Here is a 21,226-nt window from a genome sequence, read left to right as displayed (position 1 = left end):
CCGGCCGGTGTCCAGGCGGAGCCGTGTTTGAGGCGGTGGTGTTTGGGGCAGGGCTGGCCGAGGTTGGAGATGCCGGTGGTGCCGCCGTCGGCCCAGGCCAGGAGGTGGTCTGCGTCGTTGTCCAGGGAGTGGTTGCTGCAGCCGGGGAACGGGCACCTGCCGTCGCGGAGCCGGAGCAAGTGCCGCTGGGCTCTCGTGAGACGGTAGCTGGTCCGGCCGATTTCCAGCGGGGCACCGTCCCGGGGGTCGGTCAGGACCCGGTAGAAGGACCCGGCGCCGTCGGTGACCAGGCGGCGGGCCATGGACGGCGGGATCGGCCCGTAGCCGTCCAGGACGGCCGGTTCGTCGGTGGCGCCCAGCAGCGACAGGACCGGGACGGTGATCAGGACCTGCGCCCGCGGCGACGGGACACCCCCGGCCACACCGCCGCAGGCCGTTCCACAGCCGGCCACACCGCCATCGGCCGCTCCGCCGGTGCCCCCGTCGGCCATACCGCCATCGGCCGCTCCGCAGGCCGTTCCGCAACTGGCCATTCCGCCGACGGCGGTGCCGCCACCGCCGGGGCCGGCGGTGCCGCCACTGCCGGGGCCGGGGCTGTGGCCGGTGAGCAGCCAGGTGGCGGCGACGTCGGCGCGGAGCTGGGTCAGGGTCCGGGCCTCCTCCGGGCCCTGGAGGGCGCGGGCGGCGGTGGTGGTCCGTTCCCAGATCCCCGCGGCGGTGTCGGCCGGGAGGTAGGCGGAGAGCCAGGCCATGCCGTCCCGGTCCGGGGCGTAGTCGACCCGCCGGTCTGCGGCGCTTTTGGTGTGGCGTTCTTCGATGCTGACCGGGTGGTGGCGTTCGCGCCAGGCGCGGGCCTTGTCCCGGAACCGGGACGGCACGAGGTCCCCGGCCGGGCAGCCGCGGGCCGGGTTGGGCGCTTCGGGGTCCAGGAAGTGCGCTTCGAGGCCGGCCGCTCCGGCGGGATCCAATTCGCTGGTTTCGTCGATGATGATCCGGGCGTGCTGCCAGGAGATCGTTCCGGCCTGCAGGGCGGCCAGGGTCAGCGGCAGCGCCGTGGTCAGTGCCCGGGAATCGGACAGGAGGGCGCCGGCGGTTCGTTCGCTGACAGTCAGCACACACCCGACCTCGGCGACCAGCGCCATTCCCTGGGCGGTGCGGTCCTGCGGGGACGCCGCCGGCGGCGCCAGGGCCACGGTCGCCCGCGCGTAGCCGGCGGCCAGCCGCACCTTGGCCGCGGCGGTCCGGGCCTCGAGCCGGGCGACCACGGCGAGCCCGTCCAGGCACCCATCCGCCATGCTCCGCAGCGGATCCGCGTCTTGGAGCGGATCGGCCCCGGGCAGATCGGAACAGTCCGCGCCGCCGCCCATTAAAGCAACAAGTGCAGCAGCGGACGCGGCGACGGCCTCCACGGCCTCCCTGCATTCCGCACTCCACCCCGCCCGGCTTTCCATACCCCCAGCAAATCACGAGGCACCGACAATATTGGCGGAACGGACGCGGTGCAGCGCGATGCCGGCCCTGACTTCAGAACGCCGTCCTCACCCACGGCTGAGAGGTGTTTACCGGCTCTTCACACTAGAGGGTGAAGGCCTGGTCGGCCTTTCATGTTGTGCCCGCGACGCACGACCTACGCTCACTGACGTCGCCCCGGTCAGCTGGCCGGGTCATACTGGAACTGCCGGACCTCTTGCAAGCAGCGGCAGGCGACGGCGATCTTCGCGGCCCACTCAAGTGCCGCCGCCTGCGAGGGCAGCTCGAGAACGGTGTAGCCGCCGCTGGGCACCGTGTGGCCCGGGAACGTGACGCCTTCCGGACGGACAGGCTAGCAGCCGGTCAGGTGCCGCTTCGGTCTTTCCTGCCGGTAGAGGTACCGGCCGGCTTCGCGGAAACCGGCGTGGGCGTACAAGCTCCGCGCACCGGCGTTGGATGCCATCACCAAAAGCCAGTACCCGGCCACGCCGCGGGCCCCGCCCTCACGCAGCAGTGCCCGGACAATCCGGCCGCCATAGCCCAGCCGCCGCGCATCCGGACGCGTGGCCATGCAGTACAGGCCACCCCATGTCGGCCCCGTTGGTCCAGCGGGCCCGGTGCCGGGCAAAGCGAGCCGCGCGACGGCGGCGGGGGCACCGCCGTCGTCCCGCACCAGGGCGTAAAGGGCCGGGCACGCGGCCAGGATACGGCGCGCCACAGCGAGCTCGTCGACTCCCCCGCGCCCGTCGATGCTCCACCATAGGTCCAGCCATTCCGCCGACGGCTCGGAGGAGATTTCCACGGCTGCGTCCGGGACACCGTAATCAGCCCCGGAAGCAGCGTTGGAATCTGCGCCGGAATCTGCCAAGGGCTCCGCCCAAGACTCACGGACCAGGACCAGGGTTTCGGACTGCCGGGTGAAGCCCTCGTCATCGAGCACCGCCTGCAAGGCCGCCTGGCGCGGGCCGTCAAAGATCTGGAAGATCAGCGGAAGCCGGCGCTTCCGGTACCAAACCCGCGCCTCCCGGAGTGCGGCGAGCTGCCGGTGCGGGTCGTCACTGCCAAGATCCCGCGGCCAGACCGAGTTTGCCCGCTGTGTCACGCCGGAGGCCGCGCGGAACACCCAGCCGCCGGACTCCTCCCGTTCCGCGGCCGGCCAGGCGGCGTCCATCAGGGCCTCCAGCCCCGGGATGGTTTCGGCGTCGGCTTCCGGACTCGCTTCGGCACTAACGTCAGGGCTCGATTCGGCGTCTGTTGCGGGGTGCGGGGTCAGTGCCATCGAGGTTCTCTCCATCCGAACAAATGCCGCCAATGATGAAAGCAGCAGGGGCTCTCCGGTTGCCCGGAGAGCCCCTGCTGCTCATGCTGATGCTGCTGGCTTAGTTTTTGCCGTCCTCGGGCTTCTTCTTGGCAGTCTCCGGCTTGAAATCGACGCCGGCCTCCTTGCGCTGCTGCGCCGTGATGGGAGCGGGAGCCTGGGTCAGGGGGTCGTAGCCGCCGCCGGACTTCGGGAACGCGATGACGTCGCGGATGGAATCCACGCCGGCCAGCAGGGCAACCACACGGTCCCAGCCGAACGCGATGCCGCCGTGCGGAGGGGCGCCAAACTTGAAGCCCTCCAGGAGGAAACCAAACTTGGTCTGCGCGTCTGCCTTGTCCAGGCCCATGAGCTCGAAGACGCGTTCCTGGACGTCACGCTCGTGGATACGGATCGAGCCGCCGCCGATTTCGTTGCCGTTGCAGACGATGTCGTAGGCATAGGACAGTGCCGACTCGGGATCCGTGTCGAAGGAGTCCATGAACTCGGGCTTGGGCGACGTGAACGCGTGGTGCACGGCGGTCCACTGCCCGGCGCCGACGGCGACGTCGCCGGAGGCGACCGCCGCGGCGGCCGGTTCGAACATCGGCGCGTCAACGACCCAGCAGAAGGCCCAGTCAGCCGGGTTGATGAGGCCGGTCCGGTGGCCGATCTCCACGCGAGCAGCGCCGAGCAGCGCACGGGACGGGGTCTTCTCGCCAGCTGCGAAGAAGATGCAGTCACCGGGCTTGGCTCCGACGGCGTCGGCGAGGCCCGCGCGCTCGGTGTCGGTGAGGTTCTTGGCGACAGGACCGGCGAGCTCGCCATCTTCCTTGTACAGGACGTACGCCAGGCCCTTGGCGCCGCGCTGCTTGGCCCATTCCTGCCAGGCGTCGAGGGCTCGGCGGGCCTGGGAGGCGCCGCCGGGCATGACGACGGCACCTACGTAGGGCGCCTTGAAGACACCGAAGTTGGTGTCCTTGAAGAATTCGGTCAGCTCGGTGAGCTCCTGGCCGAAGCGCAGGTCCGGCTTGTCCGAGCCGTAGCGGGCCATAGCGTCGTGGTAGGTGATGCGCTGGATCGGCGTCGGAATCTCGACGTCGATCAGCTTCCACAGTGCCTTGACGATGTTCTCGCCCAGGCTGATGATGTCGTCCTGATCCACGAAGCTGGCCTCGATGTCCAGCTGCGTGAATTCCGGCTGGCGGTCCGCGCGGAAGTCCTCATCGCGGTAGCAGCGGGCAATCTGGTAGTACTTTTCGAAGCCGCCCACCTGCAGGAGCTGCTTGAACAGCTGCGGGGACTGCGGCAGCGCGTACCAGGAACCGGGGGCGAGGCGTGCGGGGACCACAAAGTCGCGGGCGCCCTCGGGCGTCGAACGGGTCAGTGTGGGGGTTTCGATCTCCACGTAGCCGTCCTGGTGGAGCAGCTCGCGGGCCACGCGGTTGGCTTCCGAACGCAGGCGCAGGTTGCGGGCGGGGCCGGGGCGGCGCAGGTCCAAGTAACGGTGCTTCAGGCGCGCTTCCTCACCCACCTCAACGTGCTCGTCGATCTGGAACGGCAGCGGATCGGAGGTGTTGAGGATGGTGACCTTCTCGGCCATGACCTCGATCTCACCGGTGGGAAGCGCGGGGTTCTCGTTGCCCGCGGGGCGCTGGGAGACCGTGCCGACAATCTGCAGCACGTACTCGTTGCGCAGGCCGTGGAAGACCTCTTCTTCGCGGACCACAACCTGGGCGACGCCGGACGCGTCGCGCAGGTCAACGAATGCGACACCACCGTGGTCACGACGCCGGCCGACCCAGCCGGCGAGGGTTACGGTTTGTCCAATGTGCTCGGAGCGAAGCGATCCGAGGTCATGTGTGCGCAGCACAGCATTCCTTTCAGCGGAAAATCAAAAGTGACGTTGAAAACGATGTCAAAGAAACCGGATTCAAAAAAGCGATGTTCAAAACTCAATAGGATCGCTTCAGTAACGATCCCGTTCGAGTTTACCCGTTGGAAAGGTCCCTCCCGCCATGGCAACCCAGCACGGCGACCAGCCCGGTGACCCGTCCGCCCCGCAGCTGCCGCACCAGCGGCTGCAGCGCCGGCTCGGCGTGTTCGATTCCACGGCAATCGGCCTGGGTTCCATGCTCGGCGCCGGCGTGTTCGTCGTGTTCTCCCCCGCCGCCGCCCTGGCCGGGCAGCTGCTGACCCTCGCCGTGGCGGTCGCCGGCGTCATCGCCTACTGCAACGCCATCGCGTCGGCCCAACTGGCGGCCAAATACCCGGCCAGCGGCGGCACTTATGTGTATGGGCGCCGGCAGCTCGGCGAGTGGCCCGGCTTCATTGCGGGCTGGGGATTTGTGACGGGAAAAACCGCGTCCTGCGCGGCGATGGCGCTGACGTTCGGGCACTACGTCGCGCCGGCCTACGCCACGCCGCTGGCGGTGGCCGCCGTCGTGGTGCTCACAGGGGTGAACCTCCTCGGGATCACCCGGACCGCGCTGCTGACCAGGGTCCTGCTGGCCGTGGTGCTGGCCACTCTCGTCTTCGTCGCTGTGGCGTCGCTGCTGGGTCCGCACCCGGAGGGCGCCCCCGCGGTGTCGGCGGCACCGGCCTACCCTGCTGCGGCCGCCGGCGGCTGGGGCGTCCTTTCCGCGGCCGGGCTGATGTTCTTCGCCTTCGCGGGCTATGCGCGGATCGCCACCCTGGGTGAGGAGGTCAAGGACCCCGCGCGCACCATCCCGCGCGCCATCCTGGCCGCGCTGGCCGGCGCGTTCATGATCTACATTGGTCTGGCCGCCCTCCTGCAGTGGCACCTGCCGCCGCAGCAACTGGCGGGTTCGACGGCGCCGCTGCTGGACGCGGTAGCGGTCTCGCAGCTCAGAGCCGGTGTTCCCTTCGTCCAGGCCGGGGCCGCGGCCGGCTGCCTGGGCGCTCTGCTGGCCCTGATCACCGGGGTCGGCAGGACTACCCTGGCGATGGCCCGGGAACGTGACCTGCCCGCCCCGTTGGCCAGGCTGGGCGGCACCCACACCGTCCCGGTGGTCGCGGAACTGGCCGTCGCCGCCGCCGTCGTCGTCCTGCTGCTGAGCACCGACGTGATGACCGTCGTCGGATTTTCCAGCTTCGGGGTGCTGATCTATTACGCCGTGACCAACGCCGCGGCCTTCACCCTCTCCGGACGGCCCTGGCATGCGCCGCGCTGGCTCAATGTGCTGGGCTTCCTCGGCTGCCTGGTCCTGGCCGTCACCCTGCCGCCGGCCTCCATGGTGGTCATGGCGGCGGTGCTGGCCGCCGGGCTGGCCGGGCGGTTCCTCGTCGTGCGGGTGCGCAGGACCCGAGAAAACACCAGGCCTTCCCGAATGGGCAGGACTCCCGGGAATAACTAGCGTGCGGCGGTTACGCGCACGTGCAGGTCCTCCGCGGAGGGTATCCACGCTGCCGGGTCGGCGTCGTACTGCTCGCCCGTGCGGATGTCCTTAACCTGGTGCTTGCCGTCATCGTCCGTGAACCAGACAAACGGAATGCCGCGACGGTCGGCGAACTTGATCTGCTTGCCGAACTTCTCGGCCTTCGCGGCGACCTCCGTGGCGATGCCCCGGCCGCGCAGCTGCGCCGCGACATCCTGCGCCGCACCCCAGCTGTCGTCGTTGTTGAGCGTCACCAGCACGGCGGTCGGCACGGAGCGCGTGGCCTTGGCCAGGTCCTGGCTGAGGATCCGCGACACCAGGCGCGTCACGCCGATTGAGAGGCCGACGCCGGGGAATTTGCGGTTGCCCTTGCTGGCCAGCGCGTCGTAGCGGCCGCCGGAGCAGATCGATCCCAGCTGCTCGTGTCCTACCAGGACGGTTTCCACCACGGTGCCCGTGTAATAGTCCAGGCCGCGGGCGATGCTGAGATCGGCTACCACTCGTCCCGGGGCGTGCTGGACGGCCGCCGCAATGACCTGCTCCAGCTCGTTCAGGCCTTCCTCCAGCAGCTCATTAGTGACGCCCAACGCCCGGACCTGCTCCACGAAGGACGTGTCCTGGGTGCGGATGCTGGCGAGCTTCAGGGCGGCCTGCGCCTGATCGTCAGTGGCGCCGAGTTCCTCCTTGAGCAATTCGGCCACCTTTGCGGGACCGACCTTCTCGAGTTTGTCGATGCTGCGGAGAACGCCCGGGGTGTCCGTGAGTCCGATCCCGGTGTAGAAGCCCTCGGCCAGTTTGCGGTTGTTGATCCGCAGCAGGAAGTCGGGGATGGGCAGCGCATTGAGCGCCTCGGCGATCACGAGCGCGATTTCAACGTCATAGCGGAACGGCAGCTCGCCGTCGCCGACGACGTCGATGTCCGCCTGGGTGAACTCCCGGGCCCGGCCCTCCTGGGGACGTTCGCCGCGCCAGACCTTCTGGATCTGGTAGCGGCGGAACGGGAAGGCCAGGTAGCCGGCGTTTTCCACGACGTACCGGGCGAAGGGCACGGTGAGGTCGAAGTGCAGTGCAAGTGCATGCGGGTCGGTCCGGGGCACCGTGTCCGCTTCCTCGTCCTGGAGCCGGCTCAGGCCGTAGACCTCTTTATCGATTTCGCCCTTGCGCAGCAACTGGCCCACCGTTTCCACGGCGCGGGTCTCGATCGAGGAGAAACCATGGAGCTCGAATGTCCGGCGCAGGGTGTCCAGCACATGGAGTTCCACCAGCCGCTCCTCGGGAAGCCACTCGGGGAATCCTGACAGGGAGGCTGTGCGTGCCATGGTGAAATTTTCTCCTCTGGTTACCACTGCGGTATCTCGTTGCTACTGCAGTATCTTCGGGCGCGGTCCTCACGCGGTATTCATCTGTCGAAACGTAACGAAGATAAGCGGCAGACCGGCCAGTCGTGCATAAACTGTGTGCGGCAGTCAGTTTATGCGTTCGGCGCCCGCTTCTTCCAACGGAGCCGGCCCCGGCGGGCTGCCGGCAGCTTGCTGCTGCTACCGCGACGGCGCCTACGGCCCTGCACGGTAGCGGCCATACAATCAGGAGGACCTTTGGCGGCCAGTTCACGCAGCGCACGCGAGGCGAAGCGGCGCGTCCAGCAGATGGAGGCCAGGCGCGGCCTCCGCCGGGACCAGGACAAGCGCCGCAGGCGCGACAACGTCCTGGCCATCAGCGTCGGCACAGCGGCGATCGGCCTGGCCCTGGTCCTGCAACTCACCGTCTTCGCCTCCAACCCCACCGAGGAAGAGTTCGCGGCCGTGCAGGAGGGGCTCCAGAGCCCGTCAGCGTCCGCCACGCCGACGGCTGCCCCCACCAATGCCGCGAACATCCCCAAGCCGGAAACCGCAGCAGGCAAGACCTTCAAGGGCGAGCTCAAGCTGAACCGGGGCTCGCTCGGCGTCGAGCTTGATGGCACAAAAGCCCCGCAGGCGGCGGCGGTCTTCAAATCCCTCGCCGACCAAAACTTCTACAAGGGCCTCAGCTGCCACCGGCTAACCACGGCGCCGAACTTTGGCGTCCTGCAGTGCGGTTCCAAGGCTGGAGACGGCAGCAGCGACCCTAGCTATATGTGGGGCCCACTGGAAAACACCCCGCAGGACAACAAGTACCCTGCCGGAACGATCGCCGTGGCCCGGACCGGCGGAAACGCGAACAGCAACGGCACCCAGTTCTTCGTTGTGTACAAGGACACCGTCATTCCGGCGGATGCCGCCGGCGGCTACACGGTGGTGGGCAAGGTGACCTCGGGGCTCGACGTGGTAAGCGGGATTGCCGCCGCCGGACTGAAGCCCGGCGCTAGCGCCACCGACGGCGCACCTGCGGAACCAGTCACGATAGACTCGTTCTCACTGAAGTAACCAGCTGCGGCCCACACGGCCGTGGTCCCGGTATTTCCCTCCAAGCGAAAGACTTCTAGCGGTGACAGACAGTCAGAAATCCGACGAAACATTGGCAACAGCAGCTGCCAACGAAACCGAAGCCGAGGCAACCCCTGCCGAGAATGCAGGCGCTGCGGTAGACGCTGCCGGCGAGACTGCGGCAACCGCAGCCCCGGCCGCAGCAGACGAGCCCGCAGAAGCGGCGGAACCCGCAGAGCCCACCGAGTCAGCAGTAGCAGAGCCCGCCGCGGCTGCGGAACCTGCAGAGCCCGCCGCGGCGGAGACGCCGGCTGAACCGGCCGCCGAGCCTGTTGCTGAAGCCGGGGCCACTGCTGCTCCGGCCCCGGCCCCCTCGCCGCCCGCGCGTCCCGCGCCGAGCCCGGCAGCGTTCGCTGCCCGGCCGAAGGCCAAACCGTCTCCGGCCGCCCCGGCTCCCGCTCCGGTGGCAGTGTCCTCCGCAGCCTCACTGGCGGAAGCATCCCGCTGGGGCCGTGTTGAAGGCGACGGCCATGTCTTCCTGACCGTTGACGGCACGGAATACCCCGTCGGGCAGTACCCGGGAGTCAGCGCCGACGAGGCCCTGGGCTACTTTGCCCGGAAGTTCGACGACGTCGTGGCCCAGATCGTCCTGCTGGAACAGCGCGTGAGCTCCAAGGCCCCCACTGCGGACATGCAGAAGACCGTCACCCACCTGCGCGAGCAGCTCGCCGAGCGGAACATGGTGGGCGACTTCCGCTCCGCCGAGGCCCGGCTGGACGTGCTGGTGACACAGATCGGCGAGCTCGAAAAGGCCGAGAAGGCCGAGCACGACGCCGTTCGCGCCGCCGAGCTTGCCGCCCGCGAGGCCATCGTGGCCGAAGCCGAGGAAATCGCTGGCCACGATCCCGCGCAGATCCAGTGGAAGACCTCCAGCGCACGGATGAACGAACTGTTCGAGAGCTGGAAGACCGCACAGAAGAGTGGCGTACGGCTGGGCCGCAGCAACGAGGACGCGCTGTGGAAGCGGTTCCGCGCCGCCCGCACCGTTTTTGACCGGCACCGCCGCGCCTACTTCTCCCAGCTGGACAGCACCAATTCGGCAGCCAAGGCAGCAAAAGAGAAGCTGATCGCCGAAGCCGAGGCCCTTTCCTCCTCAACGGACTGGGGTTTTGCCGCTGGCGAGTACCGCCGCCTGATGGATGAGTGGAAGGCTTCCCCGCGCGCCAGCCGCAAGGACGATGACGCTCTGTGGGCCCGCTTCCGCGCCGCCCAGGACGTCTTCTTCACCAACCGGCAGGCAGCCAACGACGAGATCGACCAGGAATACGGTGCGAACCTGGTGGTGAAGGAAGCGCTCCTGGTGGAGGCCAACGAGCTCCTGCCGATCAAGGATCTTTCGGCGGCCAAGAAGGCGCTGCAGTCCATCCGGGACCGCTGGGAAGAAGCCGGTAAGGTTCCGCGCGCCGACATGGGCCGTGTCGAAGCTGGCCTGCGGAAGGTAGAGGACGCCGTACGCCAGGCCGAGGACGAAAACTGGAAGCGCTCCAACCCTGAGACGAAGGCGCGCACCAACAGCGCCCTGACCCAGCTCGAAGCCGCCATTTCCGGTCTTAAGGAAGACCTGGCCAAGGCGGAGAAGGCCGGCGACGAACGCAAGATCAAGGCAGCCCGGGAGGCCCTTGAGGCACGCCAGGCCTGGCTCGAGCAGCTCGAGCGCTCGGCGAGCGAGCTCTCCTAGGCACGCGGCACACCAGGAAGTCAGTCCAGGCCCCGTTCCGGTTATCCACATGACCGGAACGGGGCCTGTTCCATGTCCGGGGAACCGGGAACGATGGCGGAATGGTACACATGCCCCGCGCTCCCGCCGCACCTTCAGGGCCGCCTGGTTCGGGCCAGACTGCTTCGGGCCAGCGCGCTCCGGGGCCGGCACCGGGCCCAGAGCACTGTGAGCTCTACTCCCCTGGCGCATTGTTCTCCTGGCCGGAGCTGCAGTCGATGGCGGCCGACGGCGTGCTGACGCAGCTGTATCAGCGGGGTTACCTGCCACCCGGCGCCCATGCCAGTCCGCAGCTGCGGGCCCGTGCCGCATCCCTGGCTGTGGCGCCGGCGATCCGGCAGCGGGTCGTGGCGGGGCGAATGACCGCAGCCTGGATCTACGGTTGCGCCGCCGAGCCGGACCGCCTGGCGCTGCTGGTTGACGCGAACCGGCGGATTTCCAGTTTGAGATCCGTGCGCGGCTGCACCTTCCACGAAGTTCGGCTGGGGCCGTTCGACGTCGTGAGCATGGGAGGCCTGATGGTGTCCAGCCCGCTGCGCACGGCTGTGGACGTGGCGTTGCACGTGGAAGCGGACCGGGCGGTGCCGGCTCTGAGGGCGCTACTGGCCCGTCCCGAGCTGGGCGTGCGTCTTCGGCTGATCAGGGTTGCCGTCGAAGCAAGCCCGCGCGTCCCGCACAAACGGGCGGCGCTGGCGAAGCTCGCCGCCCTCGCTGCACAGCCGTCGCCGCCCGATGCCGCCGGCTAGCTGCGGCGGCGGTTCCCTGTGGTGCGGTAAACGTCGAAGACTCCGTCGATCCTGCGGACCGCGCTGAGCACATGGCTGAGGTACTTGGGATCGCCCATCTCGAACGCAAACTTCGAGATCGCCACGCGGTCCGTGGACGTGTGGACGCTCGCCGCCAGGATGTTGACGTGGTTTTCCGACAGTATGCGGGTGACGTCGGAAAGCAACGATTTGCGGTCGAGGGCTTCGACCTGGATCTCCACGAGGAACACGCTCGCCTGTGTGGGCGCCCAGTCCACTTCCACGATCCTGTCCGGCTGACCCATCAGACCGCTCACGTTCGTGCAGTCGGTCCGGTGCACGGAGACGCCGGAGCCGCGTGTGACGAAGCCAAGGATCGGGTCCGGCGGCACCGGCGTGCAGCACCGGGCCAGCTTCACCCAGACGTCGTCCACGCCGCGCACAACAACGCCGGAATCGGAGAAGCGCGCTTTGCTGACCTGGGTGGGAATGGAGACTTCGGTGAGGGCGTCGTCCGGGTGCTCGCTTCCGCCGAGGCTCTCCACCAGGCGTTCCATAACGGACTGCGCAGAAGTATGGCCGTCGCCCACGCCGGCGTAGAGCCCGGAGATGTCGGCATATTTGAAGTCCTCCGCGATCGCAGCGAGGGCGTCGTGGGTCATGAGCCGCTGCAGCGGGAGGTTTTGCTTCCGCATCGCCTTGGTCAGCAGGTCCTTGCCGCGGTCAATCGCTTCCTCGCGGCGTTCCTTGCTGAACCATTGCCTGATCTTGTTCCGGGCCCGGGCGCTCTTGACGAAGTGCTGCCAGTCCTGGCTGGGACCGGCGCCTTCAGCTTTGGAGGTGAAGATCTCCACCCAGTCGCCGTGGTTCAGTTCGCTGTTGAGCGGAACGAGCTTGCCGTTGACGCGCGCGCCGATGGTCCGGTGGCCCACCTCGGTGTGCACGGCATAGGCGAAGTCTACGGGAGTGGACCCGGCAGGCAGGGCCATGACCTCGCCCTTGGGGGTGAAGACGAACACTTCGCGGGCGTTGATTTCAAAGCGCAGGGAGTCGAGGAACTCGCCGGGGTCCGACGTCTCCTGCTGCCAGTCCACGAGGGAGCGCAGCCAGCCCATGTCGCCGTCGCGCGGGCTGCCGGGGCCGGCGGCCGTCCGGTTCGGCTGGTCCTTGTACTTCCAGTGCGCGGCGACGCCGTACTCGGCCCGCCGGTGCATTTCATGGGTGCGGATCTGGATTTCCACCGGCTTGCCGCCGGGACCGATCACGGTCGTGTGCAGCGACTGGTACATGTTGAACTTGGGCATCGCGATGTAGTCCTTGAACCGCCCGGGCAGGGGGTTCCAGCGCGAGTGCATCGCGCCCAGGGCGGCATAACAGTCCCGGACTGAATCGACCAGGACGCGGACGCCCATGAGGTCGTTGATGTCATCAAAGTCTTTGTCGCGGACGATCATCTTCTGGTAGATCGAGTAGTAGTGCTTTGGCCGTCCGGTAATCGTGGCCTTGATCTTCGCCGCCCGGAGGTCCTCGGTGATCTGGTTGCGGATGACCGACAGGTTCTTTTCCCGCTCCGGGGTCCGGTCCCCTACCATCCGCACGATTTCCTCGTACACCTTGGGATACAGCGCAGCGAAGGACAGGTCCTCCAGCTCCCATTTGATGGTGTTCATGCCGAGCCGGTGGGCCAGGGGCGCGAAGATTTCCAGGGTTTCGCGCGCCTTGCGGGCCGAGGACTCAGCGGAGACGAAGCGCCATGTGCGGGCGTTGTGGAGCCGGTCGGCGAGTTTGATCATCAGGACGCGGATGTCCTTGGCCATGGCCACGACCATCTTGCGCACGGTCTCGGACTGGGCCGCCTCACCGAAGCTGACCTTGTCCAGCTTGGTGACGCCGTCCACCAGCATGGCCACTTCGGGTCCGAACTCGGTCTTCAGGTCGGCCAGCGTGTAGGAGGTGTCCTCGACGGTGTCGTGCAGCAGGGCCGCGGCCAGCGTGGTGCCGCTGAGGCCGAGTTCGGCAAGGATGGTGGCCACCGCCACCGGGTGCGTAATGTACGGGTCGCCGCTCTTGCGCTTTTGGCCTCGGTGGCAGCGCTCGGCCACCACGAAGGCGCGCTGGATGAGGTCGAAGTCCTCTTTGGGGTTGTTGGCACGGACCGTGCGCAGCAACGGCTCCAGGATCGGGGAGTACGCGGGGGCACCGCGGCCAGTCAGCCGGGCAAGGCGCGACCTCGTTCGTTCGCGCCGGCCAGGAAACGTCGGGCGGGCATGCGAGTTGTCGACCGGCACGGGAACATCGGGACGTCCGGGAACCACCAGGTCAGTCTGAGAACCCTGGCCTTGGCCCTTGTCCGCAGGTGCCTCCGGCACCGGCGTCGAACGTTCTTCCAATGGAACACCTCTCGCGACCGGTTAATTATTCAAGTGTATTCCCGCAGCAGGATACTTTTGTAACCGGCCGGGGTACGGCGACGGGCCGGCGGCCGTCGACATGGACGGTCTCCGGCCCGTCTGCTGGACTGGCTTACGAAAGTGGCGGAGCTCAGGCCGTAGCGGGCGATGCCGTCGACGTGGCTTTGGCTGCCGCTTCTGCGCGCCTCTGTTCCACCCGCTTGGCCTGCTTGACCAGCTCAGGTTCGCCCTGCCGCAACGCGGCGTACAGCGGCGCCGCAATGAAGATGGTCGCGGCTGTGCCCACCAGGATGCCCACGAACAGCGCCAAGGACAGGTCCCGCAGCGTTCCGGCACCGAGCAGCCCGGCACCGATGAAGAGGATCGCGCCGACCGGCAGGATGGCCACCACCATGGTGTTGATGGACCGGACCAAGGTCTGGTTGATGGCGAGGTTGACCTCTTCGGCGAAGGTGCGCCGGGTGGACGCCTGCAAGTCCGAGGTGTTCTCCCGGATCTTGTCGAAGACCACCACGGTGTCGTACAGCGAATAGCTGAGCACCGTGAGGAAGCCGATGATGGCCGACGGCGTCACCTCGAAGTCACTGAGGCCGTAAATACCGGCGGTCATGAACATCGTGACCGCCATGCCCACCAGTGCCGAGAGCGACATCTTCCAGGTCCGGAAGTAGAGCGCCATCAGCACGGCGGCCAGGCCCACAAAGATTGCCAGGCCCATCAGTGCCTGCTTCGTGACGTCCGCACCCCAGGTGGGGCCGACGAAGGTTGAGGTGACCTCGTTATCCGTCACGCCGTAGGCCTTGGTGAGGCCGTCCTTGATCTGCAGCGTCTCGTCGTCGGAGAGCTTGTCCGTCTGGATGCGCATGGTGGTGCCGGCAACGTTAGCCACGCGCGGCACAGATCCCGCCACGACGTCCTTGACGGCCTTCTCGCCGAGGGACGCATCGGTTGTCTTGACGTTGGAGACGGTGAATTCGGAGCCGCCGCGGAACTCGATGCCGAGGTTGAAACCACCCTTGGCCACCGGGATCAGGATTGAGAGGGCGACGGCGATCCCTGCAATCAGGAACCACAGCTTCCTGTAACCGACGAAGTTGTACGAGCGCTTGCCCGTGTAGAGCTCATTGCCGAATGTTGAGAAGTTGACCATTTACTTGCCCTCCTTGGACGCGCTCTTGGAGGTACCGGCGAGCTGTGCCTGTTGTGCCTGGTCCTGCTTTTCGGCGAGACGGCGTTCTGCGATGGTCATCCGGCGTTCTGCCTCGGCGGCGGCGCCGGTGTTCTTCGCGCGCACCACTGCCACGGGCTTGTCTTCCGGGGTGCGGACCCGGCCGGCACCGCGGTACAGCGGGACGGCACCGAGGCGCTTCGGGTCCAGACCCGAGAACCTGTGGCCTTCGCCAAAGAACTTGGTCCGGGCCAGCAGCTGCAGGGTGGGATGGGTGAACATGAAGACGACGATGAGGTCGGCGATCGCGGTGAGGCCGAGGGTGAATGCGAAGCCGCGGACGTTGCCCACTGCCACGAAGAACAGCACGACGGCGGCGAGGAGGTTCACTGCCTTGGAGGCGAGGATGGTGCGCTTGGCCCGCTTCCAGCCGTTTTCCACGGCCGAGACCAGGCCGCGGCCCTCACGGAGCTCATCACGGATGCGTTCGAAGTAGACGATGAACGAGTCCGCTGTCTGGCCGATCGCCACGATCAGGCCTGCGACACCGGCGAGCGAAAGCCGGTAGTTTTCGGTCCAGCCGAGGATGGCGATGGCCAGGAACGTCAGCACCCCGGCGATCACGAGGGAGGCCACGGTCACGAGGCCAAGGGCCCGGTACTGGAACAGCGAGTAGACAAACACCAGTAGGAGGCCGATCACGCCGGCGAGCATCCCCATGCGGAGCTGCTCCCCGCCAAGGGTTGCCGAGATCTGCTGCTCGCTCTGAATTTCGAAGCTGATCGGCAGGGCACCGAACCGGAGCTGGTCGGAGAGGGCCTTGGCCGATTCCTCGGTGAAACCGCCGGTGATCTGCGGCCGGCCGTCGGTGATGACGGCGAGGGAACGCGGTGCGGAGATGACCTGGTCGTCCAGGACGATTGCGAACTGGGCCTTCGGATCCGAGCCTGTCTGGCCGCCGCCGGCGGCGTAGAACTTGTACAGGCGCTCGGTGACTTCCTTGAACTTGGTGGTGCCCTGGTCGTCGAACTGGATGTTGACGGCCCATTCGTTGGTCACGGCGCCCTGGGCGCCGCGCTGCAACTGGAACGAGGAGGACTTGATGTTCGAGCCCTTCACCTCAACCGGGCCAAGGATGTACTTGATGGCCGGCGATTTGGCCGAAGCCGGCTCACAGGTCACCAGCGGCTTGGTCGGGTCGGAACGCTGCTGCTTGTCCTGGGAGGGTTTGTCGCAGTCGAGCGCCTCAAACTGCTTGTAAATCTCGGGGGTAACCCAGTTCTCGTCGCTGCTGTTGGCGGGTGCCGCCGTCGGCTTCGGCAGCTGGGCCTCAGGGGTCCGGGACGCCACAGGCACGGCTGCGCCGGGCCCCGTCTGGATAACCGGGCGGAAGTTCATGTCGGCGGAGGCCTGGATCAGCGCACGGGTTTCCTTGGCAGGAGTTCCCGGGAGGCTGACGACGACGTTGCGTCCGGACTGCGTGCTGATTTCCGCTTCCGCGACGCCCGAGCCGTCCACGCGCTGGCGGATGATCGCCACGGCCTGGTTGAGCTGGTCTTCGGTAATACCCGAACCGCCCTCAACCTTGGGCGCCAGGATCATCTGGGTGCCGCCTTCAAGGTCCAGAGCGAGCTTTGGAGCCCAGCCCGCCTGGCCGGCAATCGTGCCGCCTGCCAGGACAGCGGTCATGGCGGCGATGATTACGCCAAGCCAGACCAGCATCCTGATGGCTGAATATTTGGGGCCAGTACGTGCCATTGTCGATCTTTCTATTATTTACGGCGGATCCGCCGGCGCGGGCTCTTGGCCCCCACCGACGGATGCCCGCAACCGTTGCTTCGCGGGATAGCTCAGTTAGGCAGACTAGCTGTCTTTTTTGCCTTCGTCGTTGAGGCGGCCCAGGGTTTCCTCGGGAGTTTCATTGCGCGGTGCGTCCTGGACAGGGGCGATGGCGTCCGTGCCCTCAGCGCCCAGCTTGTCAGTGGTCAGCGAGGAGGCGTCATCGGGAACAACCGACGGCTCCTCGGCCGCAACAACCGGCTCCACAATCTTGGTGACAGCCTGGCGGTGCACGGTGGCGGTGTTGCCCGGGGACAGCTCCAGAGTGACCTTGTTCTCAGCCTCATCGATGTTGACGATCCGGCCGAACAGCCCGAAGCTCGTCATAACCTCCACACCGGGCTCAAACTTGGACTGAAGCTTGGCCTGCTGCTGCTGGGTCTTCTTGTTGCGGCGGAACATCATGAAGACGAAAAGTCCGAGCAGGACGAAGAGGAGAATCGTCATGATGTCGATGCCGCCGCCGGCCTGCGGCTGGGTCTGGGCAGAAATAAGTCCGAACACAGAGATTGTTCCGTTCTGTACTTGCATAGCTGTTTTTCAGCAACGTCCGTTTGCTCCGGGCGGCGCGGGCAAGGGTCTGCGCAGCAAGCTGGCAGAGAGACCATCCCCAAACCGCCGGCGGCTACCTGCTCTCCGCCCACGGAAACAAAACCCGAACGTGCCGAGCGTCATACCAGTCTAAAGGGAAAAGCTGAAAGTACGGTGCTAGCGGCTATTTCTGATCCGCTGGGGACCGGTTTCTTCAGCAAGGCCCACGCCGGATTCGCCCTGCGGGCCCTCGCCCGGTTCATCGCCAGGCTCGTCTGCCAGCTCTTGGGCCTGGAACAGCTCCAGCGGATCCTGGCCGAAGACGCCGGCAGGGACAGCGAATCCCAGGTGCGTCCAGGCAGGCGCCAAGGCAATGCGGCCGCGCGGGGTCCGGCCCAGCAGCCCCTCCCGCACCAGGTAGGGTTCGGCGACCGTCTCCACGGTCTCCGTTTCCTCGCCGACGGCGATCGCGAGCGTGGACAGCCCCACCGGCCCACCGCCGAACTTGGTAATGAGCGCCTCGAGAACGGCACGGTCCAGCCGGTCCAGGCCACGCTTGTCTACCTCGTACATGTCCAGGGCCGCGGATGCCGCCCGGGCATCAATTTGTTCGATGCCGTGAACGAGTGCCCAGTCCCGGACCCGGCGCAGGAGCCGGTTGGCGATGCGCGGTGTGCCCCGTGACCGGCCGGCGATCTCGCTGAAACCGGCCGAGTTGACCTTCAGGTCCAGCAGGCCGGCGGAGCGGCGCAGGACCAGTTCCAGCTCTTCGACGGAGTAAAACTCAAGGTGGCCGGTGAAACCGAAGCGGTCCCGGAGCGGCCCGGGAAGCAGGCCGGCGCGCGTGGTGGCGCCCACCAGAGTGAAGGGCGGCAGTTCAAGCGGGATGGCAGTGGCGCCCGCGCCTTTTCCGACGACGATGTCGACGCGGAAATCTTCCATCGCCATATACAGCATTTCCTCGGCCGGCCGGGACATCCGGTGGATTTCGTCCAGGAACAGTACCTCGCCTTCAGAGAGGGAGGACAGGATGGCCGCGAGGTCGCCCGCGTGCTGGATGGCCGGGCCGCTGCTGATCCGCAGCGGGACGTTCATTTCGGCGGCGATGATCATGGACAGCGTGGTCTTGCCCAGGCCGGGAGGGCCGGAGAGGAGTACATGGTCCGCGCTGCGGCCGCGCATCCGCGAGGCCTCCAGGACGAGAGACAGTTGCTTGCGGACCCGGTGCTGGCCCACGAAGTCGTGCAGGTTCTTGGGCCGCAGGGCGGCTTCGATGACCCGCTCCTCCGGTTCCTCTCCCCCGGCGGTAATCGATGGCTCAGCCACGCGCGCCTACCCGGTTTCCGGCGCGGGCGCCGTCCTGTCCCAGCCAGCGCAGCGTCGCGCGGAGGATCTCCGCCACATTGCCCTTCGCGGCCAGTTCAGGGGAATCGGCCAGGGATTTGTCGATGCTGGCCGTGGCATCCTTTTCGGACCAGCCCAGGCTGATCATTGCGGCGACGACCTGCGGCTTCCAGACGGATTCCGCGGAAACCGCTGCGGAGGCCGGCGCGCCGGCGGTGCCGTGCGGCACGAGCTTACCGGCGAGTTCCAGCACGATCCGGCCGGCCACCTTCGGTCCAATTCCGGGGACCTTCGTGAAGGCCTTGCCGTCGCCGGAGTGGGCGGCCACCCGGATGGCTTCCGGCTCGTGGACGGCCAGAACGGCCAAGGCCAGACGGGGACCGACGCCGCTGACGCTGAGCAGGATGTCGAACACTTCGCGCTCGTCATCGCTGGCGAAACCGAACAGGGTCAGCGAGTCTTCCCGCACGATCAGGGACGTGAAGAGTTTCCCCTCATCCCCCACCCGCAGGCTGCTGAGGGTCTGCGGCGTGGCGTTGACGCTCATGCCGGCGCCGTTGAGGTCGATAACGGCGGAGGACAGGCCAACATGCGCAACGGTTCCGCGAAGAAAACTGATCAAGGCCGGGCTCCTGGGATAACAGTAAAACCAAAGCCGGGAAACCCGGCTATCCGAACATATCTACGAATACCCTACCAAGTTCCATGGAGGGACAGGCGGACATTCAGCGCGCACGGCGCGCTTTTGCCTCCGCGTCGGCCCACGCCCGCTGGGCCGGTGTGAGGGACTGGCTGCCCGGCCCCGTCGTCGCCACGGCGGCGCCGCTGCCGGCCCGCCAGGCGTGGGTAATGGCCAGTGCCAGGGCGTCGGCTGCGTCGGCCGGGCGCGGGGGCGCGTCCAGCCGGAGGATCTTGGTCACCAGCTTCGTGACGGCGTCCTTGTTCGAGGTTCCGCTTCCCGTCACGGCGGCCTTGACCTCGGACGGGGTGTGAAGCGCCACCGGGATGCCGCGGCGCGCGGCGGCCGCAATGACCACGCCGGAGGCCTGCGCCACGCCCATGACCGTGCTGACGTTGAGCTGGGAAAAGACCCGCTCGACGGCGAGGACGTGCGGTTCGTACTTGTCCAGCCACTCGTCGATGGACGTGGCGATGACCAGCAGCCGCTGGTCCAGGCTCTCCTCAGGCGAGGTTCCCACCACACCGAAGGCCACCATTGTGGCCCTCCGGTTCCTTTCGACGTCGACGACGCCGATCCCGCAACGGGTGAGGCCCGGGTCAACCCCCAGGACGCGCAGGGTCAAGACCGGGCCTCAAAATCATTGTGTGAGCGTGTCACTCGGCTTCCAGTGCGGCCTGCACTTCGTCGCTGAGGTCGGCGTTGCTGTAGACGTTCTGGACGTCGTCGAGTTCTTCCAATGCGTCCACGAGCTTCATGAACTTCTTCGCGGCCTCGAGGTCCAGCGGCACCTGCATCGACGGCACGAACTCCGCCTCATCGGTGTCGTACTCGATTCCGGCTTCCTTGAGGGCATCGCGGATGGCCTGGAGGTCGGTCGGCTCGGAATGGATCTCGAAGGTCTCGCCGTTGTCCTTGACTTCCTCGGCCCCGGCGTCGAGGACTGCCATCAGCACGTCGTCCTCGGTGAGGCCGTTCTTCGGCAGCGAGACCACGCCCTTGCGGCTGAAGAGGTAGCTGACCGACCCGGGATCGGCGATCGTGCCGCCGTTGCGGGAGATCGCGAGCCGGACCTCGGAGGCGGCGCGGTTCTTGTTGTCCGTGAGGCACTCGATCAGCAGAGCAGAGCCCTGCGGGCCTCGGCACTCGTACATGATCTCGGTGTAGTCCACGACCTCGCCGGTGAGACCGGCGCCGCGCTTGATGGCGCGGTCGATATTGTCAGCGGGAACCGAAGTCTTCTTGGCCTTGGTCACGGCCAGTTCCAGGCTCGGGTTGCCGGACAGGTCAGGGCCGCCCATGCGCGCGGCGACTTCGATGTTCTTGATCAGCTTGGCGAACGACTTGGCCCGGCGGCTATCAAGGATGGCCTTCTTATGCTTGGTCGTCGCCCATTTGGAGTGGCCTGACATGCTTTACGCTTCCCCTCTGATCATTCGAATAAACAGTTCATGCACGCGCTTCTCCCCCGTCACTTCCGGGTGGAAGGAGGTGGCCAGCAGCTTGCCGGAACGCACTGCAACAATTCTAGCCGTCCCGTCCAGAGATTCGGGGTGGCCGGCTTTGGACGGTTCCACCTGGGCGAGGACTTCGACGCCGTCGCCGACGCGCTCCACCCAGGGCCCGCGGATGAAGACGGCGTGGACCGGAGCCACAGCCCCGGTGACGGCGCTGAACTCGAGCCCCCTGAAGTCGAGATCCGTCTCGAAGGACTCGCGCTGCCGGCCAAAGGCGTTGCGGCGCACGGTGATGTCGAGCCCACCGAAGGTCTGCTGTGGGTTCCCGGCGAGGTCCGTCGCGGGGTCCGCGATCTCGTCCGCCAGCAGGATCATCCCGGCACACGAGCCGTAGACGGGAAGGCCGGACTGGATGGCTTCGCGCAGCGGATCCCGGAGCCCGAAAATCCTGGAGAGCTTGTCAATCGTGGTCGATTCGCCGCCGGGGATGATCAGGCCGTCCAGGCCGTCAAGCTCGGCGGGGCGGCGGATCCCGACGCCGGTGGCACCGGCGGTTTCCACGGCGTGAAGATGCTCACGGAAATCGCCCTGCAGCGCCAGGACGCCGATCCGGAGCCCTGTTCCCACGCGGGATTCAGGGGAAAAAGAGGGGGTGGTCATCCCCACAGCATAATGGGCTGGCATGCGCGGGGACGCATGCACCAGCC

At 67.1% G+C, this 21,226-nt stretch carries 17 protein-coding genes and 1 pseudogene; 4 read left to right on the top strand and 14 right to left on the bottom strand.

From position 1 onward, the window contains the following. The 4 genes and pseudogenes from AC1DKQ_RS21240 to aspS all read right to left on the bottom strand — a co-directional run. The coding region (locus tag AC1DKQ_RS21240; protein WP_476920110.1) for an HNH endonuclease signature motif containing protein at window positions 1–1,451 on the bottom strand (1,451 nt) is incomplete at its 3' end. 200 nt (window positions 1,452–1,651) lie between these two features. Then, window positions 1,652–1,777: pseudogene (locus AC1DKQ_RS21235) on the bottom strand (transcription initiation protein); the annotation flags it as partial. Between the two features lie 45 nt (window positions 1,778–1,822). Then, a complete protein-coding gene (locus AC1DKQ_RS21230; RefSeq protein WP_476885763.1) occupies window positions 1,823–2,749 on the bottom strand; it encodes a GNAT family N-acetyltransferase in 927 nt (308 codons plus the stop codon). 100 nt (window positions 2,750–2,849) lie between these two features. Continuing rightward, window positions 2,850–4,640 carry an aspartate--tRNA ligase gene (aspS, locus tag AC1DKQ_RS21225; protein ID WP_476885762.1) on the bottom strand — a complete coding sequence of 597 codons (1,791 nt, stop codon included), beginning with the start codon at window positions 4,638–4,640 and terminating at the stop codon, window positions 2,850–2,852. A 145-nt stretch (window positions 4,641–4,785) separates the two neighbouring features. On the opposite strand from aspS, the gene AC1DKQ_RS21220 reads away from it, so the two are divergent. Continuing rightward, complete coding sequence (locus AC1DKQ_RS21220; protein WP_476885761.1) at window positions 4,786–6,144, top strand: APC family permease; 1,359 nt, start codon at window positions 4,786–4,788, stop codon at window positions 6,142–6,144. On the opposite strand, the gene hisS is transcribed toward AC1DKQ_RS21220, so the two are convergent. Then, window positions 6,141–7,484 (bottom strand): histidine--tRNA ligase, encoded by a 1,344-nt coding sequence (gene hisS, locus AC1DKQ_RS21215; protein WP_476885760.1) that lies wholly within the window; start codon window positions 7,482–7,484, stop codon window positions 6,141–6,143. The two genes, AC1DKQ_RS21220 and hisS, sit on opposite strands and share 4 nt — an antisense overlap. 276 nt (window positions 7,485–7,760) lie before the next feature. Here hisS and AC1DKQ_RS21210 point away from each other — a divergent pair, with 276 nt between their 5' ends. The 3 genes from AC1DKQ_RS21210 (at window position 7,761) to AC1DKQ_RS21200 (ending at window position 11,090) form a co-directional block, all read left to right on the top strand. Continuing rightward, the gene (locus tag AC1DKQ_RS21210) at window positions 7,761–8,567 is read left to right on the top strand and encodes a peptidylprolyl isomerase (protein ID WP_476885759.1); all 807 of its coding nucleotides are present in this window, start codon (window positions 7,761–7,763) and stop codon (window positions 8,565–8,567) included. A 61-nt stretch (window positions 8,568–8,628) separates the two neighbouring features. Next, the gene (locus AC1DKQ_RS21205) at window positions 8,629–10,305 is read left to right on the top strand and encodes a DUF349 domain-containing protein (RefSeq protein ID WP_476885758.1); all 1,677 of its coding nucleotides are present in this window, start codon (window positions 8,629–8,631) and stop codon (window positions 10,303–10,305) included. A 230-nt stretch (window positions 10,306–10,535) separates the two neighbouring features. Continuing rightward, entirely contained in the window at window positions 10,536–11,090 is a 555-nt protein-coding gene (locus tag AC1DKQ_RS21200; protein WP_476885757.1) for a hypothetical protein, read from the top strand. On the opposite strand, the gene AC1DKQ_RS21195 is transcribed toward AC1DKQ_RS21200, so the two are convergent. The 9 genes from AC1DKQ_RS21195 to pdxT form a co-directional block, all read right to left on the bottom strand. Next, window positions 11,087–13,405, bottom strand: a complete 2,319-nt coding sequence (locus tag AC1DKQ_RS21195; RefSeq protein WP_476920112.1) for a RelA/SpoT family protein — start codon at window positions 13,403–13,405, stop codon at window positions 11,087–11,089. The genes AC1DKQ_RS21200 and AC1DKQ_RS21195 overlap by 4 nt on opposite strands. A gap of 226 nt (window positions 13,406–13,631) precedes the next feature. Next, window positions 13,632–14,651: a protein translocase subunit SecF gene (gene secF, locus AC1DKQ_RS21190; RefSeq protein WP_476885756.1), complete on the bottom strand. Its 1,020-nt coding sequence runs from the start codon at window positions 14,649–14,651 to the stop codon at window positions 13,632–13,634. After that, entirely contained in the window at window positions 14,652–16,427 is a 1,776-nt protein-coding gene (secD, locus tag AC1DKQ_RS21185) for a protein translocase subunit SecD (protein ID WP_476920109.1), read from the bottom strand. 105 nt (window positions 16,428–16,532) lie between these two features. Further along, complete coding sequence (yajC, locus tag AC1DKQ_RS21180) at window positions 16,533–16,955, bottom strand: preprotein translocase subunit YajC (RefSeq protein WP_476920111.1); 423 nt, start codon at window positions 16,953–16,955, stop codon at window positions 16,533–16,535. A 261-nt stretch (window positions 16,956–17,216) separates the two neighbouring features. Beyond that, window positions 17,217–18,365 carry a Holliday junction branch migration DNA helicase RuvB gene (ruvB, locus tag AC1DKQ_RS21175; protein ID WP_476920108.1) on the bottom strand — a complete coding sequence of 383 codons (1,149 nt, stop codon included), beginning with the start codon at window positions 18,363–18,365 and terminating at the stop codon, window positions 17,217–17,219. Then, window positions 18,358–19,005 carry a Holliday junction branch migration protein RuvA gene (gene ruvA, locus AC1DKQ_RS21170; protein ID WP_476885753.1) on the bottom strand — a complete coding sequence of 216 codons (648 nt, stop codon included), beginning with the start codon at window positions 19,003–19,005 and terminating at the stop codon, window positions 18,358–18,360. The genes ruvB and ruvA overlap by 8 nt, the downstream gene beginning before the upstream one ends. Window positions 19,006–19,108: 103 nt before the next feature. Continuing rightward, window positions 19,109–19,687, bottom strand: a complete 579-nt coding sequence (gene ruvC / locus AC1DKQ_RS21165; RefSeq protein WP_090578046.1) for a crossover junction endodeoxyribonuclease RuvC — start codon at window positions 19,685–19,687, stop codon at window positions 19,109–19,111. 31 nt (window positions 19,688–19,718) lie between these two features. Beyond that, window positions 19,719–20,474: a YebC/PmpR family DNA-binding transcriptional regulator gene (locus tag AC1DKQ_RS21160; RefSeq protein WP_476885752.1), complete on the bottom strand. Its 756-nt coding sequence runs from the start codon at window positions 20,472–20,474 to the stop codon at window positions 19,719–19,721. A 3-nt stretch (window positions 20,475–20,477) separates the two neighbouring features. Beyond that, complete coding sequence (pdxT, locus tag AC1DKQ_RS21155) at window positions 20,478–21,179, bottom strand: pyridoxal 5'-phosphate synthase glutaminase subunit PdxT (RefSeq protein ID WP_476885751.1); 702 nt, start codon at window positions 21,177–21,179, stop codon at window positions 20,478–20,480. Window positions 21,180–21,226 lie beyond the last annotated feature (47 nt).

The sequence above is a fragment of the Arthrobacter sp. 05L421 genome, assembly GCF_056397785.1.
Note: the sequence above shows the minus strand (reverse complement) of the source record. Positions and strands in the feature narration are given on the sequence as shown.

Coding starts and splice junctions, on each gene's coding strand:
- AC1DKQ_RS21230 (WP_476885763.1), bottom strand. CDS start 2,749: ATGGCACTGACCCCGCACCCCGCAACAGACGCCGAATCGAGCCCTGAC.
- AC1DKQ_RS21220 (WP_476885761.1), top strand. CDS start 4,786: ATGGCAACCCAGCACGGCGACCAGCCCGGTGACCCGTCCGCCCCGCAG.
- hisS (WP_476885760.1), bottom strand. CDS start 7,484: ATGGCACGCACAGCCTCCCTGTCAGGATTCCCCGAGTGGCTTCCCGAG.
- secF (WP_476885756.1), bottom strand. CDS start 14,651: ATGGTCAACTTCTCAACATTCGGCAATGAGCTCTACACGGGCAAGCGC.
- secD (WP_476920109.1), bottom strand. CDS start 16,427: ATGGCACGTACTGGCCCCAAATATTCAGCCATCAGGATGCTGGTCTGG.
- yajC (WP_476920111.1), bottom strand. CDS start 16,955: ATGACGATTCTCCTCTTCGTCCTGCTCGGACTTTTCGTCTTCATGATG.
- AC1DKQ_RS21160 (WP_476885752.1), bottom strand. CDS start 20,474: ATGTCAGGCCACTCCAAATGGGCGACGACCAAGCATAAGAAGGCCATC.
- pdxT (WP_476885751.1), bottom strand. CDS start 21,179: ATGACCACCCCCTCTTTTTCCCCTGAATCCCGCGTGGGAACAGGGCTC.